The organism is Pontibacter saemangeumensis (assembly GCF_039541895.1).
Taxonomy (GTDB): domain Bacteria; phylum Bacteroidota; class Bacteroidia; order Cytophagales; family Hymenobacteraceae; genus Pontibacter; species Pontibacter saemangeumensis.
In genome coordinates this window covers 1-841 of the sequence record NZ_BAABHC010000022.1, presented here as the reverse complement: position 1 = coordinate 841, position 841 = coordinate 1, and the positions used below count along the sequence as shown (strand labels likewise).

At 54.7% G+C, this 841-nt stretch carries 1 protein-coding gene; it reads right to left on the bottom strand.

Annotated elements, in window-relative coordinates:
• Positions 1-771 (bottom strand): IS5 family transposase (locus ABD920_RS18070; RefSeq protein WP_345160923.1); only part of this gene is annotated, 771 nt, incomplete at its 3' end.
• Positions 772-841 lie beyond the last annotated feature (70 nt).

The following is an 841-nucleotide window of genomic DNA, read 5'->3' as shown; positions in this document are numbered from 1 at the left end:
AAGCATGATATGTATCATGGTAATCTGAATCATGGTCTCAGCTGATTTGGTGCTGCGCTCATAGTCTTTGGAGAGCCTTCGGTAGAGGTTAAACCAGCCGAAGGTGCGCTCCACAATCCAGCGTTTGGGCAAAGCCACAAAAGCCTTCTTGTGAATCTTCTTCACGATCTCCAGCCTCCATCCCAGTGCCTGAAAGGTGCTGCTCACCCAGTCCCGCATCCGCTGCCCGCCGTAGCCCTGGTCGGCGAAGAAGACCCTGAGCCTGCTGAATTCCGCCACCCTGGAGGCTATGCGCAGGAGAAGGAACATTCCTCCACGCCGCTCATCTATGTCGGCCCGGTGCACTATCACCATAATCATCAGCCCCAGCGTGTCCACCACCAGGTGCCGCTTGCGCCCCTTCACCCGCTTGGCCGCGTCATAGCCTCTTTGCCCTCCCTGCCCGGTGGTCTTCACGCTTTGCGAGTCCAGAATGCCCACACTCGGGGAGAACGCCTTCCCCTGCTTTCGCCTCACCTTGCTGCGCAGGCTCTCGTGGATCAGATCCCATAACCCATTCTGGTGCCACTTGCGGTAATAATAGTAAACTGTCTGCCAGGGCGGAAGCTCCAAAGGCATCATGCGCCACTGAATGCCCCCTTTGCTCACATAGAAGATGGCATTCAGGATGCTGCGCAAAGGCCAGGCGCGTTTCCTGTCAAGCGTTTCATCTTCCAGTATCTTTTCTATACATTGCCATTGGGTGTCGGTTAAATCACTCGGGTAAGCCATAAGTCTGCAAACTTTTCTTACCCAACAGCCGGCACCTGCTTTTTTATCCAGCTAAATCAAAACAGCCTCT